The organism is Mycobacterium sp. 852002-51961_SCH5331710, from assembly GCF_001665535.1.
In the GTDB taxonomy this organism is placed as follows: domain Bacteria; phylum Actinomycetota; class Actinomycetes; order Mycobacteriales; family Mycobacteriaceae; genus Mycobacterium.
Map to the genome: position 1 here is coordinate 1 of NZ_LZSQ01000023.1, position 25507 is coordinate 25507.

The 25507-nt window shown below is 66.2% G+C and carries 28 protein-coding genes and 1 pseudogene; 13 read left to right on the forward strand and 16 right to left on the reverse strand.

Translation table 11 applies throughout. From position 1 onward, the window contains the following. From A5752_RS04245 to A5752_RS04255, 3 genes and pseudogenes are all read right to left on the reverse strand, one after another. A pseudogene (locus A5752_RS04245) lies at positions 1-239 on the reverse strand (amidohydrolase family protein); the annotation flags it as partial. Further along, positions 236-667, reverse strand: coding sequence for a Zn-ribbon domain-containing OB-fold protein (locus A5752_RS04250; protein ID WP_067082524.1), 432 nt, complete (start codon positions 665-667; stop codon positions 236-238). The gene A5752_RS04250 and the pseudogene A5752_RS04245, both read right to left, overlap by 4 nt. Next, a complete protein-coding gene (locus A5752_RS04255; protein WP_067082527.1) occupies positions 667-1812 on the reverse strand; it encodes an acetyl-CoA acetyltransferase in 1146 nt (381 codons plus the stop codon). Before A5752_RS04255 ends, A5752_RS04250 begins: the two co-directional genes overlap by 1 nt. A gap of 38 nt (positions 1813-1850) precedes the next feature. Between A5752_RS04255 and A5752_RS04260 the strand changes: the two genes are divergently transcribed. From A5752_RS04260 to A5752_RS04275, 4 genes are read left to right on the forward strand one after another with little or no spacing between them, the layout of a single operon-like run. Further along, entirely contained in the window at positions 1851-2681 is an 831-nt protein-coding gene (locus A5752_RS04260; protein ID WP_502686656.1) for an HpcH/HpaI aldolase family protein, read from the forward strand. Positions 2682-2713: 32 nt separating this feature from the next. Next, a complete protein-coding gene (locus A5752_RS04265) occupies positions 2714-3829 on the forward strand; it encodes a TauD/TfdA family dioxygenase (RefSeq protein ID WP_067082531.1) in 1116 nt (371 codons plus the stop codon). Then, positions 3826-4899: a hydroxyacid dehydrogenase gene (locus A5752_RS04270; RefSeq protein ID WP_067082534.1), complete on the forward strand. Its 1074-nt coding sequence runs from the start codon at positions 3826-3828 to the stop codon at positions 4897-4899. Before A5752_RS04265 ends, A5752_RS04270 begins: the two co-directional genes overlap by 4 nt. Position 4900: 1 nt before the next feature. Next, positions 4901-5725, forward strand: coding sequence for an enoyl-CoA hydratase/isomerase family protein (locus A5752_RS04275; RefSeq protein WP_067082536.1), 825 nt, complete (start codon positions 4901-4903; stop codon positions 5723-5725). Positions 5726-5804: 79 nt separating this feature from the next. Here the strand turns inward: A5752_RS04275 and A5752_RS04280 are convergent, their stop codons facing one another. Then, positions 5805-6992 carry an amidohydrolase family protein gene (locus A5752_RS04280; protein WP_067082539.1) on the reverse strand — a complete coding sequence of 396 codons (1188 nt, stop codon included), beginning with the start codon at positions 6990-6992 and terminating at the stop codon, positions 5805-5807. A 223-nt stretch (positions 6993-7215) separates the two neighbouring features. Here A5752_RS04280 and A5752_RS04285 point away from each other — a divergent pair, with 223 nt between their 5' ends. Continuing rightward, positions 7216-8004 carry a TetR/AcrR family transcriptional regulator gene (locus A5752_RS04285; RefSeq protein WP_067082543.1) on the forward strand — a complete coding sequence of 263 codons (789 nt, stop codon included), beginning with the start codon at positions 7216-7218 and terminating at the stop codon, positions 8002-8004. On the opposite strand, the gene A5752_RS04290 is transcribed toward A5752_RS04285, so the two are convergent. After that, a complete protein-coding gene (locus A5752_RS04290; RefSeq protein ID WP_067082545.1) occupies positions 7993-9153 on the reverse strand; it encodes an acyl-CoA dehydrogenase family protein in 1161 nt (386 codons plus the stop codon). The two genes, A5752_RS04285 and A5752_RS04290, sit on opposite strands and share 12 nt — an antisense overlap. Before the next feature lie 100 nt (positions 9154-9253). Between A5752_RS04290 and A5752_RS04295 the strand changes: the two genes are divergently transcribed. Beyond that, positions 9254-10264, forward strand: coding sequence for an acyl-CoA dehydrogenase family protein (locus tag A5752_RS04295; RefSeq protein WP_067082548.1), 1011 nt, complete (start codon positions 9254-9256; stop codon positions 10262-10264). A gap of 6 nt (positions 10265-10270) precedes the next feature. Here the strand turns inward: A5752_RS04295 and A5752_RS04300 are convergent, their stop codons facing one another. Beyond that, the gene (locus A5752_RS04300) at positions 10271-11179 is read right to left on the reverse strand and encodes an enoyl-CoA hydratase (protein WP_067082613.1); all 909 of its coding nucleotides are present in this window, start codon (positions 11177-11179) and stop codon (positions 10271-10273) included. A 121-nt stretch (positions 11180-11300) separates the two neighbouring features. Here A5752_RS04300 and A5752_RS04305 point away from each other — a divergent pair, with 121 nt between their 5' ends. Beyond that, positions 11301-12383, forward strand: coding sequence for an NAD(P)H-dependent amine dehydrogenase family protein (locus tag A5752_RS04305; RefSeq protein ID WP_067082616.1), 1083 nt, complete (start codon positions 11301-11303; stop codon positions 12381-12383). A 32-nt stretch (positions 12384-12415) separates the two neighbouring features. After that, the gene (locus A5752_RS04310; protein WP_067082619.1) at positions 12416-13030 is read left to right on the forward strand and encodes a nitroreductase family protein; all 615 of its coding nucleotides are present in this window, start codon (positions 12416-12418) and stop codon (positions 13028-13030) included. On the opposite strand, the gene A5752_RS04315 is transcribed toward A5752_RS04310, so the two are convergent. The 3 genes from A5752_RS04315 to A5752_RS04325 all read right to left on the reverse strand — a co-directional run bounded on the left by A5752_RS04315 (position 13000) and on the right by A5752_RS04325 (position 16082). Beyond that, positions 13000-13998: a YihY/virulence factor BrkB family protein gene (locus tag A5752_RS04315; RefSeq protein WP_067082550.1), complete on the reverse strand. Its 999-nt coding sequence runs from the start codon at positions 13996-13998 to the stop codon at positions 13000-13002. The genes A5752_RS04310 and A5752_RS04315 overlap by 31 nt on opposite strands. Before the next feature lie 63 nt (positions 13999-14061). Continuing rightward, positions 14062-15021: a non-homologous end-joining DNA ligase gene (gene ligD, locus A5752_RS04320; protein WP_067082553.1), complete on the reverse strand. Its 960-nt coding sequence runs from the start codon at positions 15019-15021 to the stop codon at positions 14062-14064. Positions 15022-15047: 26 nt separating this feature from the next. Beyond that, positions 15048-16082 carry a CobW family GTP-binding protein gene (locus A5752_RS04325; protein ID WP_067082556.1) on the reverse strand — a complete coding sequence of 345 codons (1035 nt, stop codon included), beginning with the start codon at positions 16080-16082 and terminating at the stop codon, positions 15048-15050. Positions 16083-16169: 87 nt separating this feature from the next. Here A5752_RS04325 and A5752_RS04330 point away from each other — a divergent pair, with 87 nt between their 5' ends. Next, positions 16170-16718, forward strand: a complete 549-nt coding sequence (locus tag A5752_RS04330; protein ID WP_067082559.1) for a CsbD family protein — start codon at positions 16170-16172, stop codon at positions 16716-16718. A gap of 24 nt (positions 16719-16742) precedes the next feature. Then, positions 16743-17408, forward strand: coding sequence for an IF2 family translation initiation factor (locus A5752_RS04335; RefSeq protein WP_067082561.1), 666 nt, complete (start codon positions 16743-16745; stop codon positions 17406-17408). Here the strand turns inward: A5752_RS04335 and A5752_RS04340 are convergent. Continuing rightward, complete coding sequence (locus A5752_RS04340; protein ID WP_067082564.1) at positions 17405-18817, reverse strand: NCS2 family permease; 1413 nt, start codon at positions 18815-18817, stop codon at positions 17405-17407. The genes A5752_RS04335 and A5752_RS04340 overlap by 4 nt on opposite strands. A gap of 10 nt (positions 18818-18827) precedes the next feature. Next, the gene (locus A5752_RS04345) at positions 18828-19262 is read right to left on the reverse strand and encodes a MarR family winged helix-turn-helix transcriptional regulator (RefSeq protein ID WP_067082568.1); all 435 of its coding nucleotides are present in this window, start codon (positions 19260-19262) and stop codon (positions 18828-18830) included. A 51-nt stretch (positions 19263-19313) separates the two neighbouring features. Here A5752_RS04345 and A5752_RS04350 point away from each other — a divergent pair, with 51 nt between their 5' ends. After that, positions 19314-19949: a TIGR03086 family metal-binding protein gene (locus A5752_RS04350; RefSeq protein WP_067082571.1), complete on the forward strand. Its 636-nt coding sequence runs from the start codon at positions 19314-19316 to the stop codon at positions 19947-19949. Here the strand turns inward: A5752_RS04350 and A5752_RS04355 are convergent. The 3 genes from A5752_RS04355 to A5752_RS04365 all read right to left on the reverse strand — a co-directional run bounded on the left by A5752_RS04355 (position 19933) and on the right by A5752_RS04365 (position 22210). Beyond that, entirely contained in the window at positions 19933-20304 is a 372-nt protein-coding gene (locus A5752_RS04355) for an NYN domain-containing protein (RefSeq protein WP_067082575.1), read from the reverse strand. The two genes, A5752_RS04350 and A5752_RS04355, sit on opposite strands and share 17 nt — an antisense overlap. Positions 20305-20432: 128 nt before the next feature. Beyond that, positions 20433-20843, reverse strand: a complete 411-nt coding sequence (locus A5752_RS04360) for an STAS domain-containing protein (RefSeq protein ID WP_067082622.1) — start codon at positions 20841-20843, stop codon at positions 20433-20435. A gap of 122 nt (positions 20844-20965) precedes the next feature. Further along, positions 20966-22210, reverse strand: a complete 1245-nt coding sequence (locus A5752_RS04365; RefSeq protein WP_067082578.1) for a DNA polymerase domain-containing protein — start codon at positions 22208-22210, stop codon at positions 20966-20968. A 55-nt stretch (positions 22211-22265) separates the two neighbouring features. Here A5752_RS04365 and fadD2 point away from each other — a divergent pair, with 55 nt between their 5' ends. Next, on the forward strand, positions 22266-24071 hold the full coding sequence (gene fadD2, locus A5752_RS04370) for a long-chain-fatty-acid--CoA ligase FadD2 (protein ID WP_067082581.1): 1806 nt from the start codon (positions 22266-22268) through the stop codon (positions 24069-24071). Between the two features lie 29 nt (positions 24072-24100). Then, on the forward strand, positions 24101-24880 hold the full coding sequence (locus A5752_RS04375; protein ID WP_067082584.1) for an SDR family NAD(P)-dependent oxidoreductase: 780 nt from the start codon (positions 24101-24103) through the stop codon (positions 24878-24880). Here the strand turns inward: A5752_RS04375 and A5752_RS04380 are convergent. Together A5752_RS04380 and A5752_RS04385 are read right to left on the reverse strand one after the other, a co-directional pair. Beyond that, on the reverse strand, positions 24877-25188 hold the full coding sequence (locus tag A5752_RS04380; RefSeq protein WP_067082587.1) for a hypothetical protein: 312 nt from the start codon (positions 25186-25188) through the stop codon (positions 24877-24879). The genes A5752_RS04375 and A5752_RS04380 overlap by 4 nt on opposite strands. A gap of 36 nt (positions 25189-25224) precedes the next feature. Beyond that, positions 25225-25503: a hypothetical protein gene (locus A5752_RS04385; RefSeq protein ID WP_067082590.1), complete on the reverse strand. Its 279-nt coding sequence runs from the start codon at positions 25501-25503 to the stop codon at positions 25225-25227. Positions 25504-25507 lie beyond the last annotated feature (4 nt).

Here is a 25507-nt window from a genome sequence, read left to right on the forward strand (position 1 = left end):
ATCTCATCGAGCCCCTGCGGCTCCAGGCCGTACTCCTCCTTGGGCCGACCCGCCACCGCGTTGAGCGCCACATTCGGAATCACCGTGTCACGAAACTGCCAGGTATCCGACCCGTCCGGATTGTGCACCAACCGCGGCGCCTCATCGATGTACTTCTTCGGCAGATGATTTTTGAACATATCGGGCGGCTCGACGATGTGATCATCGACGCTGATCAAGATCATGTCGTCCTTGTTCATTTCCGGTTCCTCTCTGTGCTTTCAGTCGCCGGTCGAAAAACCGGTACCACGAATCCGTCGTCGTCCTCGCGGAAGCCGATCTCCAATTGCATGCCCGCACTGAGCCGCTCGGCCGGGCAGTCGACGATCTCGGTCATCAGGCGGGGACCCTCTTCCAGGTCGACCATCGCGACGACGTAGGGCACGGCGTCGAAGGGTGCGACGTTCTGGTGGATGACGCTCCACGTGTATAGGCGCGACCGTCCGGTGGCCCGCGTGAGACGCACGTCCTCGCTCCAGCAGTGAGGGCAGAAGGGCCGGGCGTACAGCGAGTTTCGTCCGCAGGAGCCGCATGCGTTGATCATCAGCATGCGCTCCTGAACTGCTGTCCACCAGCTGTCGCTGTCGCTGTCGATGGTCGGACGGTTCGGACCGCTGGGCGACTGCATCACTGCCTCCCGAGGATCATCGTCGCGCTGTGGGTGAAGAACCCGCCCATCGCGTGCACACATGCGAGGCGCGCGCCCTCGACCTGCCGTTCACCGCATTCGCCGCGCAGTTGCCGAACCGCCTCGACCATCAGGAACATTCCGCGCATCCCGGGATGACACGACGCCAGCCCGCCGCCGTCGGTGTTGGTGGGCAGCGCGCCGCCCGGACGGAGCGCTCCGGAGCCGATGAACGGACCACCCTCACCCTTGGCGCAGAACCCGAGATCTTCGACGGTCAGCAGGACGGTCGAGGTGAACGAGTCGTAAAGCTGACAGACGTCGATGTCCGCCGGGGCCACCCCAGCTCGCGCGAACGCGCGCGGACCCGATTGTGCGGCAGCCGATGTCGTGAAATCGGGCCACTCGCTCATGCTCACGTGCGATGCGGCGTCTGCAGCGCCGAGTATCCAGATCGGCTCCTTCGCACAGCTTTTCGCCACCCTCTCGCTGGCGAGCACGACCGCGCCGCCGCCGTCGGTTCGCAGACATACGTGCTTCGACGTGAACGGCTCGGCGAGCATCGGCGCGGCGGCGACATCTTCGGCGGTGATCCGGTCGCGCTCGAAGGCGTTCTCGTTCATTGCCGCCCACTCGTGAGCGGCGACGGCTACCTCGGCCAGTTGCTCCTCTGTCGTCCCGTACTGGATCATGTGGCGCCTGGCCGCCATGGCGTACTTGGCGATCAGTGTGGCGCCGTAGGGCGCTTCGAACTGCATCGCGCCGCCGGTGCTCAGCGCCGCGGCCGAGGCCCGCACCCGGCGCTTGACGTCCGAGCGTGCGGTCGAACCGTAGGTCAACAGGGCCACGTCGATCTCGCCGGCCGCGATGGCCGCGGCGGCGTGCCGCCCCATGACCTCCCACGAGGATCCGCCGACGTTGGTGGCGTCGACCCAGGTCGGTCGCAGGCCCAGGTACTCGCTCACCTCGATGGGTGGCAACAGTGTCCCGTGCGCGCCGAAGCCGTCGATGTCGTCCTTCGTCAGTCCGGCATCTGCGACGGCTCGCCGCGCGGCCTGCGCCATCAGCGCCATCGCCGTCTTGTTTGGCACCCGCCCGCAATCGGACAGCGCGGCGCCGACCACCGCGACCCGGTTCTCGGACATACGTAATGGTTACCACAGGCGATAATGGCGTTAACGCCATGGTGGAATCATCGTTCTCGCTCGGTTACCGTGGGTGGGTGCCGGGACCTCTGCGAGATGCCTTGAGGGGCGACCGCCTGGTGTTGTGTCTCGCATTGCTGAATGCCCGTACGCCCGACGTGCCGGCAATTGCGGCCGCCAGCGGATACGACGCCGTCTATGTCGATCTCGAACACACCTCGTGCTCGCTCGAAACGGCGGGAATGCTCTGTGTGGCCGCTCTCGGCACCGGTATCTCCGGCCTCGTCCGAGTGCCGTCGTACGATCCCACCGTGATCGCGCGCGTACTCGACGCGGGTGCGGTCGGAGTGATTGTGCCGCACGTGAACTCGGCGCGGGAGGCGCAGGCTGTCGTCGACGCGGCCCGCTTCCCGCCCGTCGGCCATCGGTCCATCTCCGGACCGAACGCGGTGAGCGGTTACGCACCTCGTCCGGCCGCCGAACTCACGGTCGAACTCGAGCGTCACACGGTGGTGGCGGTGATGATCGAAACGCCCGAGGCGGTGGCGGCATCCGACGAGATCGCGGCCGTCGAGGGGGTGGACATGGTCTTGCTGGGGCCCAGCGACCTGACGGCCGAGATGGGTATCCACGGCCAATATGAGAATGAGCATTTCCACCGTGCAGTAGACTCTGTCGCAGCGGCCTGTCGTGCACACGGCGTGGCACTGGGAGTGGCTGGGATCAAGTCTCTTGACCTGCTGGAACGCTTTGCGGGGCTGGGACTGCGATTCATCTCGGCGGGAACCGACGTCGGGATGATGACCGAGGCCGCCACCGCCCGTGCGCATGCCCTGCGGGAGCTCGAGAGGCGCGCGGCGAGCCGATAACCGAGAGCCTCGTCACGACAACAGGAGGACGGATGCCCACCGCGATCTACACCGAGCAAGTCACCGACCCCATGGCATGGACCGGCGCGGACTTCAGCAGCAAAGAGGACTTCACCTTCGACCTGTCGTCACGCAATGTCGCGGCGCTGGAATCCATTCTGGCCAAGACCGCCCACAAGGATCGCGACGACATCACGCCTGAGGATGCCCGGCATCCGGATCTCGACGAGGACCTCGCGCGGCTGTACCGGGAGCTGATGTTCGGACGGGGCCTGGCGTGCGTCCGCGGTTTCCCCGTCGAGCAGCATTCGATCGAGGACCTGGAACGCATCTACTGGGCGTTCTGCACACACCTCGGCTACCTGGTGTCGAACAACTCCTTCGGCCACCGCATGGTGCGCGTGCAGGAGGAAGTGCTGCCCAACGGCGTGCAACCGGCGCGTGGCACCAAGTCCAGGGCCGAGCTTGCGATGCACAACGATGCGGCCGACATCCTGTCGCTGCTTTGCGTGTACCCCGCGGCCGAGGGTGGTGAAAGCCAGTTCGCCAGCGGTCCGGCCGCACACAACCGGATCCTCAACGAGCGTCCCGACCTGCTCCCCGTGCTCTACCAAGGCTTCCCGCATCACCGGCGCAGCGAGCAACCCGACGATCAACCGGACGTGACCCCCTACGACGTGCCGGTCTTCTCGCAGATCGACGGTCGCATCTGCATCAACTTCACCTACAGCAGCATCTTGCCCGCCATGCACACCCTCGGCCGCGAGTTCACCCCCGAACAGAACGAGGCCATCGAGTTGTTGCGCAACATCCTGGTCGAACAGCAGGTGGAGTTCCGGTTGGAGTCCGGTGAGGCCGCCGTCGCCAACAACTTCGCGATGTGCCACTCCCGCTCGGACTTCGTCAGCAGCACCGACCCCAAGAAGGCACGCTGCTTTCTGCGGGCCTGGATGGAGGTTCCGCGCGAGGATCGCCGCCTCCCCGTCGGGCGGGAGTACTTCCACATGGAGAACAAAGACCTGCGCCTCGGTTATGACCCCGTTCCGGGACGCGACGGCACGATCGCACGCAATGACTACAAGAACGTCGACCCCGCTCTGGCCGACATGTTCAAGGCGGCTCAAGCGAAGCCAAAAATCAAGCGATGACAATCCGTCCGCGACTGGTCTACGAGAGGTGGACCGATCAGGTCGCAGGAGACATCCTGGCGGGGGCCGACATCGAGCTCGTCAAGCTCGACCTCCAAGCCTCTGATGAACAAGGCTGGGCGGCACTGCAATCCGCGCACGGATATCAGGTCGCCACCAGAACGGATGTCGCCTCGATCGACGACGGCGCGCAGTGGCTGGTCGGGCAGCCTCTGGTGGATCGCTGCCCACAGTTGCTTGCCGTGTGTTCGGCGGGGGCGGGCTACGACGTGATCGACGTCGCGGCGTGCACCCGCGCGGGGATCGCGGTGTGCAACAACTCCGGTCCCGGCGCCGAGGCGGTCGCCGAACATGCGCTCGGTCTCATGCTCGATCTGGCCAAGAAGATCACCGCCGCCGACCGGGCGCTGCGCAGCGGTCCGCTCGGCGATCGATTGGCGTTGCGGGGCACACAGTTGTTCGGAAAGACGCTCGGAGTCGTCGGATTGGGCGCCATCGGAGGACGGCTCGTTCAGTTGTGCGCTCCATTCGGAATGGAGGTCCTGGTCTTCGATCCCTACGTCGACGACGCGACCGCCCACTCGAGGGGCGCGGTTCGAGTGGACCTTTCCGAGCTGGTCGAAAGATCCGACTTCGTTCAGGTCACGTGTCCGCTGACCGCCGAGACGCGAGGGTTGTTCGGGCACGCGCAATTCGCCGCGATGAAACCGACCGCGTACTTCATCACCACCGCACGCGGCCCGGTACACGACGAAGCGGCCCTCTATGACGCCCTCGTCGCCGGTGACATCGCCGGGGCGGGGCTCGACGTATTCCACGAGGAACCGCCGAGGCACGACAACCCCCTGCTGCGGCTCGACAACGTCGTCGCGACACCACATGTCGCGGGTATCACCGTCGAGGCGGCTCGTGATATCGCGGTCGCCACCGCCAGTCAGTGGCAGACGATCTTCTCCGGGGACATGCCACCGCGGTTACTCAACCCGGAGGTGTGGCCCCGCTATTGCGACCGGTTCGAAGAGATCCTGGGCGTCCGGCCGACCGCCCGCGACACGGCAGCTGTGGAGTGAGATGAGCAATTACGACACCGTCACGTTCGAGGTCTCCGGTCACACCGCGTGTGTGACGTTGAACCGGCCCGAGGTGCTGAACGCGATCAACGACGAGATGATCGCCGAACTCGCCGAGGTGTACGCCGAAATCGAACGTTCGCAGGACATCTGGACCGTCATCATCACCGGTGCCGGCCGCGCGCTATGCGTTGGGGCCGACGTCAACAAGGCGGCCGACCACGACATGGAGAACGCCGCGGGCATCGACAACCAGGGCGAGCCCATTCTCAGCTCCATGCGCCAGTGGGATGCACCGCAGGAGGCGACACCTCCGTGGCTGCAGATGACCAAGCCGATCATCTGTGCCGTCAACGGGATTGCGTGCGGAGCCGGTATGGACCTCATCACGACCGCCGACATCACGATCGCGTCCGAGCGTGCGACGTTGATGGACCCGCACGTGAGCATCGGTGTGACCTCCGGACGTGAAGGAGTCCGGCTGGCCAGGATCCTGCCGCTGCCGGTCGCCATGCGGTTGATCCTGATGGGCAAACACGAGCAACTCGACGCCCAGCGCGCCTACGAGCTCGGCGTGTTCACCGAAGTGGTGGCCCATGAGACGCTCATGGACCGGGCGTGGGAGATCGCCGAGATCGTGAATTCCAATGCGCCCCTTGCCGTGCGAGGGTCCCGAATGGCCGTGCGCAAGGGATTGACACTGCCGATATACGAAGCGGAACTGCTCGCCGAGAACTACCGCATGAAGGTGGCCCTGACCAAGGATGCGATCGAGGGCCCGCGCGCCTTCCTGGAGAAGCGCAAACCCGACTGGCAAGCGCGCTGAGTTTCTTCCGCGAGCAGACGTAAAACTGCCGCTTTTCGCGCGAAAATGGGCAGGTTTGCGACTGCTCGCGGAGAAAAAGCTAGGCCAAACCGAAGAAGCTTTTCGCGTTGGTGGACAACACCTTCCGCTTGGTCTCCTCGTCGAGGCCCTCGGTCGCCTTGTTGGCGACGTCCATGCTGTGGGGCCAATTGGTGTCGTTGTGCGGGTAGTCGGTCTCGAACATCAGCTGGTCGGGTCCGACGAGATCGAGGATGCGAAACGCGACCGGGTCGCCGAAGGTGGAGAACCACACGCGGCCGGGCACCTGGGTGCTCGGCGGTTCGGTCAGCAGCGGGTGAATTCCACCCCAGGCGCGGCGGTCCTCCCAAACCTCGTCGACGCGTTGCAGGTAGTACGGGATCCACCCGGCCTGCGCCTCGGCGAATGCGAGCTTGAGTTTCGGGAACTGCCGCAGCTTGCCCGAGAACAGCCAGTCGACCAGGGCGATGGTGCAGTTGACCGCCATCAACGCGCTGGTGACCACATGCGGCGAGTCGGGTGAGGACTTCGTCAGCGACGAACTCGAGCCGATGTGCAGCATGATGCCGACGCTGTTGCTCTCGCATGCGGCGAAGAAGGGGTCCCAGTAACCGCTGTGGATGGACGGCAGGTCCAGTCGCGCGGGCAGTTCCGAGAAACACACCGCGGGCATGCCTTTGGCCGCCACCCGTTCGACCTCTTTGACGGCAAGATCGACGTCCCACAGCGGGATTATGCCCAGCGGGATGAGCCTGCCGTTCGAGCCACCGCCCCACTCATCGATCTGGAAGTCGTTGTAGGCCTGCACGCAGAGCAACGCGAGCTCTTTGTCCTTGGCGTGGAGGAATCGCTGACCACAGAACCGGACCAGCGTGTTGGGGAAGCACGCTGAGGCCTCAATGCCGGCGACGTCCATGTCCGCGAGCCGGTCCGCCGGTCGATAGCAGCCGGGGCGCATCTCGTCGTAAGTGATCGGGTCGGTGGAGAGTTCGTCGAGCTCGTAACCGGCAGCGGCGCTGATGAGCGGAATCGGAATGATCGAATCCTCGTAGTGCCAGATGTCGGCGTCGCGACCGTCCTCATCCTCGATGAACGCGACGTCGGAGGTGACCGACGGATCCATGCGTCCCCGGTGCCGGACGATGCGCGGCCCGACATCCCGATACCGCTCGGGCAACCGGCTGGTCCACAGATCGGCCGGTTCCACCAGATGGTCGTCCGGCGACACGATCAGAATGTCTGCGGTCAACGCTGCACTCCTTTGGGAACGGCCTGCGGCACAATCACGAAACTGTTGTTTCCGCAATCGAGAATCTGTGTTTCCACGATAGCTTACAGGCACCCGCCGGCAGGCGGAGCCCGTCGCGGAGCTCGATGGGGCCCGAAGTTCGGCGGGTTGGCGCCGATCCCGTCAAGGTGCGCGTGTAGGTAGGTGAGCAGAATCGAATGGGGAACGCGTATTCTCAGAGATCATGACTGCTAAGAAGCGGAGCGCTCGCGACTCGGAAGCCGATCTCGAACTCGTCGAGGCAGAGGTCGAGATGCCGGGCAGCTGGCAGGAACGGACGATCGAGCGTCGGCTCAGTCAGGCGCGTGCACGCGCGCTCGCACGCAGTTCGAGGTTCTTGGCCACAGCCCTCGAACTCGTCGAGGAGTCCGGTCGCGCCGACTTCACGATCCAAACCCTCATCGACCGCTCGAACCTCAGCCTGCGCGCGTTCTATCAGCACTTCGCGGGCAAGGAAGAGTTGTTGCTGGCGCTCTATGAGAACGCGACCAGTCAGTTCATCGAGGCGATCCGTCATGAGGTGGCGGCCGCGGACGGTCCGATGGAACAGCTCGAGGCGTTCTGCCGCGGATTCCTCTCGCGTGCCGAGTCGTCGGAGGCCATCGGTGGCCGAGTGATGACGATCTACAACCTGAGCCTGGAGATCGAGCGGCCCGCGGATTTCGCGAAGATCTGGGAGCCGCATCAAAAACTGCTCACCAAGATTCTCACGTCGTGCTCCCGTGCCGGGCTGGTCCGCAAGGACCTGACTCCCGCCCAGCTCACGACGCTGCTGAACTCGACGCTCATCGCGCTCGCCCAGATCGGCGTGTTCCACTTGGGCGTCAAGGGCGCCGAACTCACGGAGGATCAGCTGTGGGCATGGTGCCTGCAGGCGCTGACGCCGCCCACGAACGCGCCCAAGAAAGCGCTGACGGCCAAGGCGGCGCCGCGCAAGCGGGCCGCCCGCAAGCCCAAGGATCTAACGGGGTAGGCCGAGGCCCCGTTGCGCGATGATCGTGCGCTGCACCTCGCTGGTGCCCGCATAGATCGTCGTTCCGAGCGAGAAGCGCATGAGATGTTCGAAGCGTCCGCGCTCCGGCGCCGTCGGCTCGAAGTGTGACCGCATCGCGTCCGGCCCGACGAGTTCGACGATGTCCTGGCTCGCACGCACGAGCGCCTCGGTGGAGAACACCTTCGACATCGGCCCCTCGGCGACCGGCGCTTGACCGTTCTCGGCCATCCATACGCATCGCCGCTGAAGCAGCGTTGCCACTTCCAGCTCCATCGCCACTCGCGCGATTCGCCGCCGCACATCCGTTTTCGTGATCTGAAGCGAGCCGTCGCGCGCGCGCGTGGTCGACGCCCACTGTTCGGCATGGTGCAGGAGGCGGGCGATGTGCGGTCCCCATCCGGACGCGTGCTCGTCCTGCAGCGACAGGCCCAGCACCTGCCAACCGGCGTCGATATCCCCGATCCGCCAGTCGTCGGTGATACGTACGTCACTGTAGAAGGTGATGTTCGTGCGCTCCCCGGACAGCGTCCACACCGCCTGTGCCTCGAAGCCGTCGGAGCAGGTCGACACGAGAAACATTGTGAGCCCCTTGTGCTTTGGCTTCTCGGGGCTCGTCCGGGCCAACAGAAATACGTAGTCGGCGATGTGGCCGTTGGTGGTGAACATCTTGGAGCCGTTGATGACCCATTCATCACCGTCACGCACGGCCCTGGTCGCTGCGGCCGCCACATCCGATCCGCATTCGGGTTCGGTGAAGCCGAGCGCAATGGTGACGTCCCCACTCAAGGCGCCGGGGAGAATGCGCTCCTTCATCGCGGGTGTGCCGATCTCGCGGATGATCGACGCCACCATTCGAGTGGTCTCGGACAGATACACCGGCGCATCCGTCCGCATCAGCTCCTCGTTGAGCGCCTGCTCTTCCCACGCGTTGCGATCCTGCCCGCCGAACTCGGCCGGCCAGCCGGGGGCGAAGTAGCCCTTCTCGACAAGCCCCTTGGCGAAATCGTCGTCGTGCGCGACACCGCTGCGGTAGATCCGTTCCTCGAACTCCGGGCTCAGCACGCCGTCGAGATGCTCGCGCACACCGTAGCGGAAGGCTTCGGTTGCAGCGTCTGATTGAAAGTGCATGAGCGGTAACCAATCTGTCGCGAAGCCCGCGCGGTCAGCGTAGGCGATAATGTTACTCTCAAAACTGAGAGTAACCATATTCGCACGTGAGGAAGTATCGGTGGACTTGAGTCTTTCCGACGAGCAGCGACAACTCGTCGACTCCTTCGCGGCGATGTACGCCCGCGAATCGACGTCGCAGCGCGTGCGGGCGGCCGAACCTCTGGGTTTCGACCCAAAGCTGTGGGAGGCGCTGGTCCAGACCGGCGTCATCGAGATGGCTGTCGGCGAATCCGACGGTGGCTGGGGAGCTTCCGAGCTGGAGCTGGCTCTGATCGCCGAGCAGTACGGCCGGGCGATCGCATCGGCACCGGTCATCGAGGCGCAGATCGCTGCCCGGTTACTGGCGGCCTGCGGGCGTAAAGAACTGGTGGGTTCTGCCCTGTCGGGCGACCAGCTGGTCAGCTTCGCGCCGCGAGCCTGTGACGGCGAGGTGATGGCACTGGTGCCCGGCGGCGCGGTGGCCGACGCCGTTGTCGCGTTGGCCGGCGGACGTCTCGTCGCGGTTCCTGCCAAAAGCCGCATTCACGTGCAGAACCACGGGTCGCTACCGCTGGCGGATGTGAATCTGCGAAACGACGCCATCGTTCTCGCCGAAGGCGAGCGGGCCCGCCGGCTGTTCTCGGACGCGGTCGACCTGTGGCTCGCGCTCACCGCCGCGGCCCTGGTGGGCGCCGCCGCCAAGGCCGTCGAGATGGGTGTCGAATACGCCAAGCAACGCCATGCGTTCGGCACACCGATCGGCGCCTTTCAAGCCGTGTCACATCCGCTTGCCGACAGCGCCACGGCGACCGACGGTGCGCGATTGCTGGCCATCGAGGCGGCGTGCGCGTTCGCCGATGAACCGCGCCGCGCGACCGAGCTCGCCGCGATGGCGTTCGCGTTCGCATACGAGACCGCGCGTGATGGGACGTATCGCAGTCTGCACGTCCACGGCGGCTATGGCTTCGGTATGGAAGGCGACATCCAGCTCTACTACCGGCGGGTCCGCGGCTGGGCGATGGCGTACGGTGAGCCGGCGGTCGCGCTGGACCGCGTCGCGGACGCCCGCTACGGAGCGATCAGCGGCTGAACCGCGTCAAGCTTCGGCGCGCACCTGGTCTTTGACCGACAACACGATCGGGGGAGCGGTCCGCCAGTTCGGCACACCCTGTTCCTCGCCGGCGGTCGCCCGCTTGTCGTCGCGCACGCCGACCCAGTGCGAATGGTTCAGCTGGTGCAACGTGAAGCATGACTGTAGGGCGTTGTAGAAGCCCATGTTGTCGACCGACTGATTGACCGACTCCTTGATGAGCAGGGCCGCCATCGTCGGTACGGTGGCGATGCGCCGCGCCATTTCCAGTGTGCGGTCGGCCAATTCGTCGCGCTTGAAGATCTTGCTCACCATCCCGAGGCGGTAGGCCTCCTCGATGTCGATGGCGTCGCCGGTCAGCATCAGCTCCTTGGTGCGTCGCGGGCCGAACTCCCACGGATGACCGAAGTACTCCATGCCACACATTCCCAGGCGGGTGCCGACGACGTCGGCGAAGCGCACCTCTTCGCTGCCCACGATCAGGTCACACGCCCAGATCAGCATCAGACCCGCCGAGAACACGTCGCCGTGCACCTGCGCGATCGTGATCTTGCGCAGATTCCGCCACCGCAGGTTGTTCTGGAAGAAGTAATGCCACTCCTGCAGCATGATCTTTTCCGCACCCTCTCGGGTCCCGCCGTTGATGGCGGCCGTGGGGTGCTGCCCCGGTCCCGGCGTGAACTCCGCGCGAGCCTGCTTGGACCCGATGTCGTGGCCCGAGGAGAACATCGGTCCCTCGCCGGCGAGGATGACCACGCGGACGTTGTCGTCGGCCTCGGCGCGCCCGAACGCCTCGTCGAGTTCGACGAGCATCCCGCGGTTCTGTGCGTTGCGCTGCTCCGGACGGTTCAGCGAAATCCGCACTATCTGGCCGTCGTCGAACGTCTCCCACTTCAGAAACTCGTAATCGCTCATCGTGTCCTCCGGTTCTTCCAGCATGGCAATGGTGATATCAATATTTGAGAAGCTATGTTCTCACGGGTCACAGGGACCGGTGGAGAAGGGTGACATGTCGGACTGCCAACGTAACCCGCGGGTGATCCTCTGGGGGCCAGGTCAGGTCGGTGTCGGCGCGTTGCGCGCACTGATCGCGCATCCGGGCCTGGACCTGGTCGGCGTGGTCGTGCACGCCGAGGCCAAAGACGGCATTGACGCGGGCGCGCTGTGCGGCATGCCCGCGACCGGCGTCGTCGCCACCCGCGACATCGACGCCGCGCTGTCGCTGGACGCGGACGTGGTCGCCTACTTCGCGTCCGGCGACTATCGGTACGCGGAGGCCGCGGAGGACATCGCTCGCTGCCTGCGGGCGGGCAAGAACGTCGTGTGCACGTCGCTCGTCCCGATGTGCTATCCGCCGGCTGCGGACCAAGAGACCGCTGAACTCATCGCCGCCGCGTGCGAGGCCGGTGGCGTTAGCTTCTTCAACAGCGGCGTGGACCCAGGGTGGGCCAACGACGTGATCGCGCTGACCATGACAGGCTTCAGCAGCCGGGTCGACACGATCACCATGCAGGAGTTACTCGACTACGGCCCGATCAACCAACCCGAGATCATGTTCGATTTCATGGGATTCGGCCACCCGCCCGACCATCCGGCGCCGTTGTTCGACACCGAGCGTCTCGCCGCGCTGTGGGCGCCCACCGTTCACCTGGTGGCCGACGGTGTCGGTCTACCGTTGGATCGCGTCGTGACAACGATCGAGAAGTGGCTGGCCACCGAGCGGTACGAAGTGGCCTCCGGCATCATCGAGCCGGGCACCATGGGCGGGATGCGGTTCAAGCTCGCGGGCATGGTCGACGGCGAGGAGCGGGTCGTGCTCGAGCACATCACGCGCATGGGTGAGGGTTCGGCGCCGGACTGGCCGCGCCATCCGTCCCCGCACGGCGGTTACCGCGTCATCGTCGACGGCCTTCCGACGTACACCGTCGACATCGAAATGCACGGGCGCGGCAACAACATGCGTGGCCTGACATACGCCACCGTGATGCGGGAACTGAACGCCATCCCGGCCGTGATGGCCGCTGCGCCGGGGGTGTTGTCGACGCTGGACCTCCCGTTGATCACCGGACCGGTTCGCGGCGGGACATGGCGGGGCGTCCTGCCCAGCACTGCATCATGAGCCGAGCAGAGGCGAACGACATCTGGACCGTGATGCAGACGGCGTCCGCGGTGCGGCGGTATCGCGACGAACCCGTCGACGAGGAGACTCTCGGGAAATGCCTGCGTGCGGCCAGTTGGGCCCCGTCGGGTGGCAACCAGCAGCCGTGGGGGTTCGTGGTCTTGCGCTCCGAACGGGCGCGCGCGATCGTCACCGACGCCGCGCACCGGACGTGGGACGAACTGCAGCAGTTCTACGAAGTATCGGCGCCCGAAGACGGGGCGGACGATCCGAAATCACGCGTGCTGCGGTCGATGGCCGAACACATGCGGATCGGCGGCGCCGCACCGGGTCTCGTTCTGTTCTGTGTCCGTCCACAGGCCGGAGCCTCCGAGCTGCAGCAGGGCGGATCGATCTTCCCCGCGGTGCAGAATTTTCTGTTGGCGGCTCGAGCGCAGGGGCTCGGGGCGGCGATCACATTGTGGCACAGCAGTTGTGAGACGCAGTTGCGTTCACTGGTCGGCATCCCCGACGACTGGCTGTTGGCGGCGCTGGTGACGGTCGGGTGGCCCGCGGGTCGACACCACACCGTTCGTCGAAAGCCGTTGCCGGAGGTCGCGGCGGTCGACCGTTGGGATCAGCCCTGGCCCTCCGACGGTCCGCGCTGATCCAGTGACGCATCGCGGTTGACGTCGAAACGCACGCTGACCTTCTGAAAGCCTTTCGCCCGTTCGGCTTTCGCTCGTCGGGTGTAAGTGCGGCGGTCGGCGGGCGTCAAGTTCACGTCGTCGGTGAACGGCGTCATCAACGAACGGGGATACAGCTGGTCGACGCGTACGACGTTGACCTCCGCGCACATCACCAACGTCACCGAGATCAGATACAGGAACGCGAGCAGGCCGAGAACCAGTGCGAAGACGCTGTTGGTCGCGCTGGTCGACTTCACCACGTGGGCGACGTAGTTCGCGCCGAACCACTGCAATAGCTGCCAGATCACCGCAGCCGCCAGCGCGCCGGGCAGCACATCGCGATACGTCACCGGCCGGGCGGTGGTGACGCGGAACGCCACCAGGCAGATACCCGCGTTGATCCCGATGGTCACAATTGTGACACCGACCTTACCGAACCACCCCAGACCGGCGGTTGCGTGGCCGACCGCCGACAACACCGTCGCGGTGATCGCCGCCGAACCGAGCACGAACAACAGCAACAGGCTTCGCAAGCGCGACCGGATCGGGTCCGGCCGATTGTTGCGGGGCACCGCCCACACCGAATCCATCGCGTTCTGCAGCGCCTGCCCGACACCGAGGCCGCCGTAAAGGGCGCCGGCGATACCAACCACGACGGCCGTAGCACCGCCGCTGAGTTGATCCGGCCGCTGCAGCTGGCTGCCGATCACCGGGAACTGGCTGAACGTGGACTGCAGCACCTGCTGTTGTAGGTCCGGGTGGCCGACGAGCACTACGCCCAGCGCGGTGGTCAACAACAACAGCAGCGGGAACAGCGAAACGAACGCGTAGTAGGTGATCAGCGCGGCCAGATAGCCGCCCTGATCATCCACGTACTTGTAGATGACCGCGATGACAAAGCCGACGCGGCGGTTGCGTCGCTGCAGCCGGTCCAGCCAGCCCACCATCTGCGGACCCCCTCGGCCTGGATCCTCGCTGATCAGCTCGGCGATACCCGATTCGGCAGAAGGTCAATCCTTGCCCGCGCGCCGCGCCCGCGCCCGGCGCTTGCCCTCGTGCATCGCGGCAACCCGGGCCACGGGGATGGTTCTGCCGTGTGCGATCAGGTCGGCGGGCAGCGTCTGCGGCGCGGGCATCGCCTCCGTCCACGGGTCGCGGCCCGCCAGGGCGTCGATAGCGGTGTGCACGGTGAAATCCGCGGGCGTGATGCGGTCCAGGTCCGACCAGTCGACCGGAAACGAGACCGGGGTGCCGGGGCGTAGCCGCGGGCTGTAGGCGGCGACGACCGTCGCGCCGCCGGAACGCGTGGAGTCGATGAACACCTTGCCTTCGCGGTCATCGACGATGAAAGCCGTTGTCGCGCAGCTCGGGTCGAGCGACTCGGCCCGAGCGGCCAGCGCACGGGTGGCCGCGGCGACATCCTCGACCGGCGCGCTGTCGTCCACCGGGACGAAGACGTGCACGCCCTTGGCGCCGCTAGTCTTCACCACTCCACTCAAGCCGCAGTCCGAAAGCGCTTGCCGGACAAGGTGTGCGGCAGCGACGACGGCCGAGAAATCGCTTTCCGCCGGCGGGTCCAGGTCGAGCACCAGATGCGTTGGGCGGTAGATGTCGTCGGCCATGCCCAGGGTCGGGTGGTATTCGACGGCACGCTGGTTGGCCAGCCATAGCAACGTGCGCCGGTCGTCGCACAGGGCGTAGCGCACGTCGCGGTGCGACGACTCCGCCCACATCGAAACGGTTTTCACCCACTCCGGCGTGTACTTCGGCACGTTCTTCTGCATGAACGGTGCACGCCCGCGCAGCACCCGCAGCACCGTCAGCGGTCGCCCCGCGAGACCGGGCAGTATCCGGTCGGACACCGCGTCGAGGTAGTCGATCAGATCGCGCTTTGTGGCACCCGCGTCCGGGGTCAGAGGCTGGTCCAGGTTGGTCAACTCGACCCCGGCGCGCTGTTCCTCGGCGCTCATCTGTTCACCATAGGCGCCGGGCCCGGTCAGATGCTGAGCCGGCGGTAGCGCTGCAGGCGCCGGATACCCGCGGCCGACACCGGACCGTGGTGTGGAGCCAGCGCGGCTTCGACGCGTGTGCGGACCTCCCCGACGTCGAGGTGCGTCCCGATCGCGACGATCACGTTCGTGGATGCCGATGACGGTGCGTTCGCGATGTGGACAGACGTGCCGACCACGTTGACAACATAGCGGCGCGTGCGCTCGCGGTATTTGATCGCGACCGCGCCCTTGAGCCGATACACACCTGCGGGCGGTTGTTCGAGCAGGTCGATCAGCGCCGCGGGATCAACGTGCCCGACGCTGGTGACGGTCACCGAATCGGCGTGGACGTGGAGATGTTCGGGTTCGTCGCCCGTATCTACCAACAGCTCCCGCAGTGACAACTGTTCACCGACCTCGGCGGACGCGGACACGTCATACAGCAGGGCCGGATCGACCCGCCCCGCCGTCGCGCCCACGATGTGGACTTCCGGATTCCGTTCGCGCACACGGCTTTCGATGCGGCCGAGTACCGTCTGGCGGTCACACTCGGGAATCTGGTCGAGCTTGTTGACCACCACCAGCGAGGCCGCGCCGTACCGGGCGGGCGGGGTGGCATGGTCGTCGATGGTGTCGAAGTGGGTGGCGGCGTCGATGACGTCGACGACGCCGCCCGGCCGTACCCGCTCCACGCCGCTGAACCGGATGATTCGCGAGATCGCGATCGGGTCGGCCAGGCCGCTGGCCTCGATGATGATGGCATCCAGCCCGAGCTTCGGATCGGAGAGCTTGGCCAGCGCGTCGTCGAGGCCTCCGTCGTCGGGAAGGCAGCAGATGCATCCCCCGGCGATCGAGGCGGGTTCGTCGACCTGGCCGGTGACCAGCGCGGCGTCGACGTTGAGCTCGCCGAAATCGTTGATGATGACCCCGACGCGCGCACCCGGCTGGCGCAATACGTGGTTGAGCAGCGTGGTCTTACCCGCGCCGAGGTAGCCGGTCAGGGCGATGGCCGGGATCGTCGTCGCTGTCACGCGACACATGATCGCAGCGCGGTACCTGTGCGTCCGCCCACAGGGTGTTTCGGACCCCCACAGACGTGGAACCTTGACGCGTGAGAGGAGGCCCGAATGACGGACCACGATAAGGCCGGCCAGGCACGAGAAGGGCTGCTCGACTCGGTGAAGGGCAAGGCCAAAGAGATGTTCGGTGCGATCACCGGAAACGACTCGATGACTGCAGAAGGCCAGCTTCAGCAGGCCGAGGCCGAACGCCGCAAGGAAGCAAACACGGTCGAGGCAGTCGCCGACGCGCAGGCACGCGATGCGCGCAACGAGGTTGCGGAGGCCAAGCGGGAAGGTGCCAAGGAACGCGCCGAAGCGAACGCCGAGGCCGTAGCCGAGAAGGGCACGGTGGAGAGCCAGAAGGCCGCCCAGAAGCGCGCCGCCGAGGACGCCGCACACCAGCAGCTCGAGCGGGAGCGCACGCAGGCCGAACTCGAGGCGGATCGCAAGGCGCGCGAGGCGCGGGTCGAGCAGCGCGCGGAGGTGCACGACGCCGACACCCAGCTCGCAGGAGCGCTCGATGAACACCGCGAAGCGGTCGAGGAATCGGCGAGCGCGAAGGCGGAAGCCGCCCGCATCCGGCGCCAGGCCGACAACCTGAACGACAACGCCTGATCAAGGCGTAGAAGGAGCTTGACCATGAGTATCACCGCTATTCCGAAGGCGGTGCTGAGGTTTCAGTACCAGGTGGCCCGTGTGCCGCTGCAACTGATCGACGATCGATTCGTCGCACGGATGAACGACGAGGCACCCGCGCGCCTGTTCTACGAGCGTTCCCTGGGGTTGTTGGACACGGCCGTCGGCACTGCGCTCGGCGACCGCGAGCTCCAGAAGCGGGGCGCCACACTCGTCGAGCGCAGCGACGCCCTGCGCCGTGCCGCCGAGCTCGACGCGGCCGCCGACGAGAACGTCAAGCAGGCGGACCGGGAGCTGAAGGTGACGCGCGAAAAGGCGTTGCAGGACAAGCAGAAGGCATTCGAGGAGACCGAGGCCGAGGCTCGTCAGGCGCGCACCGAGGCTCAGCAGCGTAAGCGCACAGCGGTCGAGAACGCCGAGAAGAAGATCGTCGAGAGCAAGAAGCGGGCCGACGAGATCGCCGAGCAGCGCAAGAAGAACGTGGAGACCGCGAAGCGCCGCGAGGAAGAGCAGATCGAGGCGGCCGAGCGAACTGCGGCCAAGGCGGCCAGTGTCAAGATGGCCGACGCGCAGGACAAGCGCGTGGACGCCACGGTGACGCGGGCGCAGGCCGACAAGATCGAAGACCTCGCCGACGTCGAGAAGGACAAGCGCAAAGCCGACGGCTAGATCCCGAGCAGCGACTCTATCCAGCCTCGCGCGAAGTACAGCAGGAAGCCCGCGGCGACCACCCACAACAGTGGGCTGATCTCGCGGGCCTTTCCTGCTGCCGAGCGCAGCACCACCCACGCGATGAAGCCGACGCCGATGCCGTTGGCGATCGAGTACGAGAACGGCATCGTCGCCACCGTCAGCACCACGGGCAGCGCGACCGAGAACTCGGAGATGTCGATGTGGCGCAGGTGCGACACCATCATTGCGCCCACGATCACCAGCGCTGCCGCTGCCACCTCGGTCGGCACCACCGACGCGAGTGGTGAGATGAACATCGCCGCCAGGAACAGGACGCCGGTGACGATGTTCGCCAACCCGGTCCGAGCGCCCTCGCCGATTCCCGCGCCCGACTCCACGAACACCGTGTTCGACGATGCCGACGATGCGCCGCCGACCACGGCGCCGGCGCCTTCGACGATCAAGGCCGACCGCAGGCGCGGAAACGTGCCCTTATCGTCGGCCAGCCCGGCCTCCCGCGACAGCCCGGTGAAGGTGCCCATCGCGTCGAAGAAGTTCGCGAACACCAGCGTGAAGACGAACATGGTCGCGGCGATGATCCCGATGCGGCCGAAGCTGTCCATGCTGAACGCGCCGACGAGCGAGAGATCGGGTAGCGCGAACGGTGATCCCGACAGGGTCGGCACCGACAGGCTCCAGCCACCGGGCTTGTCGACGGCGGACCCGAGGTGCCAGATCGCCTCGATCACGACCGCGACGACGGTGCCGCTGATCAGCCCAATGAGGATGCCGCCGCGCACCTTTCGGGCCACGAGGATGCCCGTCAGCAGCAGCGTGAAGGCGAACACCACGGTGGGCACGGTGCTGATCGAACCGCTGCCGTCGCCTCCGAGGCCGACCGGCGGCGACGGTTTCCCGGTCGAACCGATGAACCCCGCGTCGACCAGGCCGATGAACAGGATGAACAACCCGATGCCTGCCGTGATCGCCAACTTCAGCTGCATCGGTACCGCGTCGAACACCAGTCGCCGCAATCCGGTCGCCGCCAGCACCACGATGATGAGGCCGTTGATCACCACCAGCCCCATGGCCTCGGCCCAGGTGAGAGAGCCGACGAGCGTCGTCGCGACAAACGAGTTGATGCCGAGGCCGGCGGCGAACGCGAACGGCATACGGGCGATGAGTCCGAACAGGATCGTCATCACGCCCGCTGCCAACGCGGTGACCGCCGAGACCTCGGCGAACTGCAGCCTGTTGCCGGACACATCCTCTGAGCTGGACAGGATGATCGGATTCAGCACGATGATGTAGGCCATCGCGATGAACGTGACCAGGCCGCCGCGCGCCTCAGCCGCGACCGTCGTTCCGCGCGCCGAGATCTCGAAGAAGCGGTCGAGGCGGTTCATTCCTCAGACCCTATGGGGTGTCGTCGACACGCGTCATCTCGTGCAGAGCCCGCAGAAAGGCCCGCCGGTCGCCGGGCGACAACACCGAGAGCCACCGTTCCTCGCCTCGTTGGATCTCCGCCTGCACCGAATCCTTCAGTGCGCGGCCGGCTTCGGTGATCGCGAGCAACCGGACGCGCCGGTCGGCGGGATCGGGCCGCCGTTCGATGTAGCCCTTGTCCTGCAGCTCGTCGAGCGTGGGAATGATCCGCGTCTTGTCGGCGCCGATCGCCTCCGCGAGGGCGGCCTGCGTGCGCACCGGGGACTCGTCGAGCGCCAGCAGCACGCTGTATCCCCACATCGAGACGCCGTGCTCGGTCAGCACGGGAGTTTCGAGTGCGATGAGTCGACGGAGCAGCGGGGCGAGCATCGCGGCGAGGTCCTGTCGTCGCGGCTTCGGCGGCATGGAGGGATATTAAGCGTTGACCAATCATATGCGTAGGTATATCGTAAGCGTATGCATACTAATATCGATCCGCGACCGGCCCACCGGATCGCGGTCACCACCACAATGGAGATCGTCTCGGGGATCACCGCGGCCGACCTCGACCGCCCTACGCCGTGTGCGGGGTGGAACCTGGCCGATTTGTTGACGCATATGACCGTGCAGCACAAGGGATTTGCTGCTGCTGCACGGGGAGGCGGCGCCGATCTCACGGTATGGGAGCCCGCGACCGTCACCGAGGCGGTTCGCGCGGACCCCCGCGGCGCATATGCGGCGGCGGCAGCCGAGGTGCTGGACGCGTTCGCCGCCGACGGCGTGCTGGAAGCGACGTTCGCGCTACCCGAGTTCGGTCCGGACGCGACCGTCCCGGGTGCGATGGCGGTCGGTTTCCATTTCGTCGATTACGTGGTGCACGGCTGGGACGTCGCCCGCAGCATCGGCCTGCCGTTCGCGCTGCCCTCCGAGGTGATCGACGCCGTACTGCCACTGGCATTTGCAGTTCCCGACGGCGAATTCCGCGAGATGGACAACTCGCCGTTCGCCCGCGCGGTGGCGCAGCAGGAAGGCGAGGGCGACCTCGACCGGATACTGCGTCACCTGGGCCGATCGCCCGACTGGCACCCCGCAGGCGTCACCGCGGGTCGATGAGGCCCCGTAGCCTCTCGGCCGGGACGACGGACGCGCCGGCGGCTCGCACCCGTTCGGCGAGCGTTCGGTCGGAAGTCGCCACGCAAATGTCGGACGGTTGATCGTCTGCACGGATCAGGCGGACGATCTCGTCGTCGGCCGAGTTGGCCGCCGCGCGGGGCGCATACGCGACCGTGACGACGGTTGATTCGATGGGCGGCTTCGGGGGTCGTTCGAATACGACGGTGACGTCGTCACCCGCGGGGCGCCACGCCTCCAATCGCTCGACGAGCGTCACCATGGCCCCGTGGCGGTCCCGCCACCAGCCGTCGGGGCGCGAACCGATCACGTTCATCCCGTCGACGATCCAGCGCATGACGCGTCGAGAACGGGCGTCGCTATGTCCGGATCAGTAGGCGTGGCCGGTCTGCTTGGCCGTCGGATGCCGACGGCCAAGCAGGTAACCGAGCCAGCGAATATCGAGTAGCACCTGGTCGCCTTCCGCTATGCAGTCTTCTGAGTCAGCAGCGGCAGAAGCCGGCGCCGTTTCTCGATGCTCTCCGCGAAGTGGTGAAGCGCATCAGGTAGTGACGCGGCAACCGGGACGCTCACTCCGGAGCCGCGCAGTACTCGTTGAACGTCATCACTGACGATGACGGCCCAATCCACCTCCGCTTGATAGCAGCTCTCATCAACGTCGTACATCAGCGAAATGAGTTGCTCTGCGCATGAACTCACGCCACTCAAATCGAGGACGAACGGCTTCTCGGCCAATACGAATCGGCGAGCGAAGGCGGTGATTCGTTCGATGTTCCGATCGTCGATGACGCCGTCTACCGTAACGACAGTCGCCAATTGACGGCACACCGCATGAAGCTTGGCACCGGCGCAGTCGAATGTCGGGTTCCCGTACATCACTGCCTCCTCAGGTAGGTCAGCTTCGTCGATGACTCAAACTTAAGTGGTGAGATTAAGGCAACCGGCAACGCCGGCTAATACTTTGGTAAGAAGCACAATTTGCGATAGCCAGCAAACCGTCAATTACCGCGCAGCCTCTGGGGACCCGAATAGTTCTCCCAGGGGCTGTAATCGGCGAGCAACTCCTCCTGTGCGGGGCGCTGGTCTTCGGGCACGTGCTGCAGGTTGATCCGAATGCGATACCAGATCGAACTGGGTCCGCGCATGCCGTCGACGAGAACGTCTGCGGGCTCCAGCTTTTCGGCCACCGACGGGTGGCGCCGTCGCCACTCGTCCAGCGCCGCCATAGCCTCGTCCTTGGTCTTGGTGCGGGCGATCTCGATCAGCGGTTTCGAGGACACGCGCCGGCCACCGCCTCCGCCCGAACGCTTGGCTCCGCGCGGCGCCTTCTCCGCCGGGCCGAGCCGGTCGGCGAGATCGAGCAGCGCGTCGAGCGATCCCGCCGCATCGTCGATGCCCTCCCACGGGTCACCGATTTCGGCGAACCGCTTCGGCACCGTCGCGATCGTGAAGGCCTCGGGTCGGCAATCGGGCACCTCGTGCCAGAGCAGCGGTGTCGACACCCGGGCGTCCGGTGTCGCGCGCACCGAATAGGCCGAGGCGACGGTTCGATCGAACGCATTCTGGTTGAAATCGACGAAGACGCCTTCGCGCTCCTCCTTCCACCAGCGCGCGGTGGCGATGTCGGGGGCGCGGCGTTCGACCTCCCGGGCCACCGCCTGCGCTGCGAGGCGGACGAACTTGAACGGCCAGCGCCGCTCGATCCGGGCGTAGATGTGGAAACCCTTCGATCCCGACGTCTTGGGCCACGCCGTCAGCCCGTGGTCCTCGAGCACCTCGCGAGCCACCATCGCGACGTCGATGATCTGCGGCCATTTCACACCCGGCAGAGGGTCGAGGTCGACGCGCAACTCGTCGGGGTGGGCCAGGTCGTCCGCGCGCACCGGATGCGGGTTGAGATCGACACATCCGAGGTTGACCGCCCAGACCAGGCCGGCCTCGTCGCGCAGCACGGCTTCGGCCGCCGACGTCCCGGACGCGTACTTCAACTCGGCGACGTCGACGAAGTCCGGTCGGTTCTTCGGCGCCCGCTTCTGGAACACCGCCTCCTCGGTGATGCCCTTGACGAACCGCTTGAGGATCATCGGCCGGTCGCGAACGCCGCGCAGGGCGCCGCCGGCGACGCTGCGGTAGTACTGCATCAGGTCGGCCTTGGTGACGCCGATATCGGGGAAGACGACCTTGTCGGGGTGGCTGACGGGCACCTGGTGACCGTCGACCTCCAGATACCGGGGTACGGCCATAGCGTCATGCTAGTTTCCCGGCCGCAGTGCGACGCGGGTCACATATGGTGGGGTCATGGCAAGACTTCAGGAGCTCCCGCTGCAGGCGTTCGCCAAGGCTCAGCAACTCGTCGAACGCGGGTCGGCCGAGCTGCACTACGCCGCGAAGATGTTCGGCGCCGGTGCGTTCAAGATCGAACCCCCGCAGAATGTCGCCGCGATGCTCGCCGACATTCGTCGGTGGGGCGAGTTCGGGATGATCCCGGCGCTCAATGCCCGCCGCACCCCCAACGGGACGGCGATCATCGACGACTTCGGCGAGATGACCTTCAAGGAACTCGACGATGCCGCGCATTCGGTGGCCAACGGCCTGCTGGAGAAGGGCGTCAAGGGCGGCGACGGCGTCGCAATCCTGGCCCGCAACCACCGGTGGTTCCTGGTCGCGCTCTACGGCGCCGCCCGCACCGGCGCCCGCATCATCCTGCTCAACAGCGAGTTCTCGGGTCCCCAGGTCAAGGAGGTGTCCGAACGCGAAGGCGCCAAGCTGATCATCTACGACGACGAGTACTGCGAGGCCGTCTCGAAGGCCGACCCGCCGCTGGGCAAGCTGCGCGCGCTTGGTGTGAACCCCGACGCAGATCAATCGTCGGCCTCCGCCTCCGGCGACGAGCCGTCGAAGAGCACCGACGAGACGCTCGAGGACTTCGTCTCGCGTCACACCGGCAAGCCCGCGCCGAAGGCGACCAAGCACTCGTCGGTCATCATCCTGACCAGTGGCACGACGGGAACACCCAAGGGCGCCAACAGAAGTACACCGCCGACGCTGGCCCCGATCGGTGGTGTGCTCTCGCACGTGCCGTTCAAGGGCGGGGAGGTCACCGCGCTCCCGGCGCCGATGTTCCACGCGCTGGGTTTCCTGCACGCGACGATCGCGATGATGCTGGGCACCACACTGGTGCTGCGCAGGAAGTTCAAGGCCGCCAAGGTGCTCGAGGACATCGAGAAGCACAAGGTGACCGCCATCGTGGTGGTGCCGGTGATGTTGTCGCGCATCCTCGATGCGCTCGACGGCATGGACCGCAAGCCCGACCTGTCCTCGTTGCGGATCGTCTTCGTGTCGGGTTCACAGCTGGGCGCGGAGATGGCACAGCGTGGGCTCAAGGCGCTCGGACCGGTCATCTACAACCTGTACGGATCGACCGAGATCGCCTTCGCCACCATCGCGCGGCCCCGGGATCTGGAGAAGAACCCGGCGACCGTCGGGCCGGTGGTCAAGGGTGTGAAGGTCAAGATCCTCGACGACGACGGCAACGAACTGCCGCAGGGCGAGGTCGGGCGGATCTTCGTCGGCAACTTCTTCCCGTTCGAGGGCTACACCGGCGGTGGGCACAAGCAGATCGTCGACGGGCTGATGTCCTCGGGCGACGTCGGCTACTTCGACGAGAACGGCCTGCTCTACGTCAGTGGTCGCGACGACGAGATGATCGTGTCCGGCGGTGAGAACGTGTTCCCGGCCGAGGTGGAGGACCTGATCAGCGGTCATCCCGAGGTCGTGGAGGCCACCGCCGTCGGTGTCGAGGACAAGGAGTGGGGCCATCGGCTGCGGGCCTTCGTGGTCAAGGCCGACGGCGCCTCAATTGGCGAGGACGAGATCAAGCACTACGTCCGCGAGCACCTGGCCCGCTACAAGGTGCCCCGCGAGGTCGTCTTCCTCGACGAGCTGCCGCGTAACCCGACCGGAAAGATCCTGAAGCGCGAGCTGCGGGACATGGAGGTCGACGGAGGCGGCGAAAAAGCAGACGTCGACGGAGGCGGCGAGAAGGCCGAGGCCGACGGCGCCGAGAAGTCGAGCGAGAAGGCGGACGCCAACCAGCCGGAATAGTCGCGCCGCCGCAGAGGTAGTAGCAGGGCGTGAACATTGATCTGACTGGAAAGACCGCGCTCGTCACCGGGTCGACCCAGGGCATCGGGCTGGCGATCGCCGAGGCCCTGGCGGGCAGTGGCGCACGCGTCGCCGTCAACGGCCGCAGCCGCGCACGTGTCGACGAGGCCGTGGCGAAGCTCGACGGCGACGTGCTCGGCGTCGCGGCCGACGTGGCCACCGAGGAGGGCGTGGCCGAACTGCTCGAGCGGCTACACGACGTCGACATCCTGGTCAACAACCTGGGCATCTTCGGCGCCGTACCGGCCCGCGAGATCACCGACGAGCAGTGGCGCACCTATTTCGAGGTCAACGTGTTGGCCGCGGCCCGGCTCATCCGTGCGTACCTGCCGGCCATGACCGAGCGGGGCTGGGGGCGGGTCATCCAGATCGCCAGCGACTCCGCGCTGGTGATACCCGAGGAGATGATCCATTACGGCGTGTCCAAGACCGCGCTGTTGGCGTTGTCACGAGGCTTCGCCAAGGACGCCGCGGGATCCGGCGTCACGGTCAACTCCGTGATCGCCGGGCCGACGCACACCGCGGGTGTCGAGGACTTCGTTTACCAACTCGTCGACAAGTCGTTGCCGTGGGAGCAGGCGCAACGCGAGTTCATGCGCAAGCATCGGCCACAGTCGTTGTTGCAGCGGCTGATCGAACCGGCCGAAATCGCCAATCTGGTCGCATATCTCGCATCACCGCTGGCATCGGCGACGACGGGAGCGGCGGTGCGCGTCGACGGCGGCTACGTCGATTCGATCGTGCCCTAGTCGGCCATCGCGGCCGCGCCGGGAATGGCCAGACACACCAGCATCAGCAGGAGCAGGAACCACCCGGCGCCCTGCCACTGCACCCAGGCGCCCTCGGCCTTCCACTCGCGATAGGTCCTGACGAACGCGCCCACCCCGCCCAGGAACAGGATCGCCGGGACGGTCGAGGCGGCGACGATCGAGGTCTTCGAAACAACCGCGTAGATGACGAAGGCGAGGGCGGCGACCGCGACCACCACCGCCACGTAGATGGCGGCGGCCCGGAAAGCTCCCGGCCGGTCCCAGCGTTTCTCGACGTCGTTGGTCATGACATCAACATTGCCCCAGGCGCGCTCGTTAAACGCTCACAGGGGGCCGTTGACGAACGCCGACAGACACCCGGGGATGTCGCGGCAGGCGATCACCGCGGTCTGATCGGGCGGACCGCCGCGGACCCTCGGCGGCCGGGGACCGAAGTTGCAGGACGTCGCCCACGGGTTTCCGGGAAGAACGCCGGGATAGCACGGCGCCGCCTGTTCTCGCGGCGCCGGAGCGTCGCCGATGACCGTCGGCGCGACGAACAGCCCCACCATCGCCGCGGCGCCGACCGAGGCGCGGGCGATTCGAATGCCGAAGCTGCTCATCACA

Coding starts and splice junctions, on each gene's coding strand:
- A5752_RS04250 (WP_067082524.1), bottom strand. CDS start 667: ATGCAGTCGCCCAGCGGTCCGAACCGTCCGACCATCGACAGCGACAGC.
- A5752_RS04255 (WP_067082527.1), bottom strand. CDS start 1,812: ATGTCCGAGAACCGGGTCGCGGTGGTCGGCGCCGCGCTGTCCGATTGC.
- A5752_RS04260 (WP_502686656.1), top strand. CDS start 1,851: ATGGTGGAATCATCGTTCTCGCTCGGTTACCGTGGGTGGGTGCCGGGA.
- A5752_RS04265 (WP_067082531.1), top strand. CDS start 2,714: ATGCCCACCGCGATCTACACCGAGCAAGTCACCGACCCCATGGCATGG.
- A5752_RS04270 (WP_067082534.1), top strand. CDS start 3,826: ATGACAATCCGTCCGCGACTGGTCTACGAGAGGTGGACCGATCAGGTC.
- A5752_RS04275 (WP_067082536.1), top strand. CDS start 4,901: ATGAGCAATTACGACACCGTCACGTTCGAGGTCTCCGGTCACACCGCG.
- A5752_RS04285 (WP_067082543.1), top strand. CDS start 7,216: ATGACTGCTAAGAAGCGGAGCGCTCGCGACTCGGAAGCCGATCTCGAA.
- A5752_RS04290 (WP_067082545.1), bottom strand. CDS start 9,153: ATGCACTTTCAATCAGACGCTGCAACCGAAGCCTTCCGCTACGGTGTG.
- A5752_RS04300 (WP_067082613.1), bottom strand. CDS start 11,179: ATGAGCGATTACGAGTTTCTGAAGTGGGAGACGTTCGACGACGGCCAG.
- A5752_RS04310 (WP_067082619.1), top strand. CDS start 12,416: ATGCAGACGGCGTCCGCGGTGCGGCGGTATCGCGACGAACCCGTCGAC.
- A5752_RS04315 (WP_067082550.1), bottom strand. CDS start 13,998: ATGGTGGGCTGGCTGGACCGGCTGCAGCGACGCAACCGCCGCGTCGGC.
- ligD (WP_067082553.1), bottom strand. CDS start 15,021: ATGAGCGCCGAGGAACAGCGCGCCGGGGTCGAGTTGACCAACCTGGAC.
- A5752_RS04325 (WP_067082556.1), bottom strand. CDS start 16,082: ATGTGTCGCGTGACAGCGACGACGATCCCGGCCATCGCCCTGACCGGC.
- A5752_RS04330 (WP_067082559.1), top strand. CDS start 16,170: ATGACGGACCACGATAAGGCCGGCCAGGCACGAGAAGGGCTGCTCGAC.
- A5752_RS04335 (WP_067082561.1), top strand. CDS start 16,743: ATGAGTATCACCGCTATTCCGAAGGCGGTGCTGAGGTTTCAGTACCAG.
- A5752_RS04340 (WP_067082564.1), bottom strand. CDS start 18,817: ATGAACCGCCTCGACCGCTTCTTCGAGATCTCGGCGCGCGGAACGACG.
- A5752_RS04345 (WP_067082568.1), bottom strand. CDS start 19,262: ATGCCGCCGAAGCCGCGACGACAGGACCTCGCCGCGATGCTCGCCCCG.
- A5752_RS04350 (WP_067082571.1), top strand. CDS start 19,314: ATGCATACTAATATCGATCCGCGACCGGCCCACCGGATCGCGGTCACC.
- A5752_RS04355 (WP_067082575.1), bottom strand. CDS start 20,304: ATGCGCTGGATCGTCGACGGGATGAACGTGATCGGTTCGCGCCCCGAC.
- A5752_RS04360 (WP_067082622.1), bottom strand. CDS start 20,843: ATGTACGGGAACCCGACATTCGACTGCGCCGGTGCCAAGCTTCATGCG.
- A5752_RS04365 (WP_067082578.1), bottom strand. CDS start 22,210: ATGGCCGTACCCCGGTATCTGGAGGTCGACGGTCACCAGGTGCCCGTC.
- fadD2 (WP_067082581.1), top strand. CDS start 22,266: ATGGCAAGACTTCAGGAGCTCCCGCTGCAGGCGTTCGCCAAGGCTCAG.
- A5752_RS04380 (WP_067082587.1), bottom strand. CDS start 25,188: ATGACCAACGACGTCGAGAAACGCTGGGACCGGCCGGGAGCTTTCCGG.
- A5752_RS04385 (WP_067082590.1), bottom strand. CDS start 25,503: ATGAGCAGCTTCGGCATTCGAATCGCCCGCGCCTCGGTCGGCGCCGCG.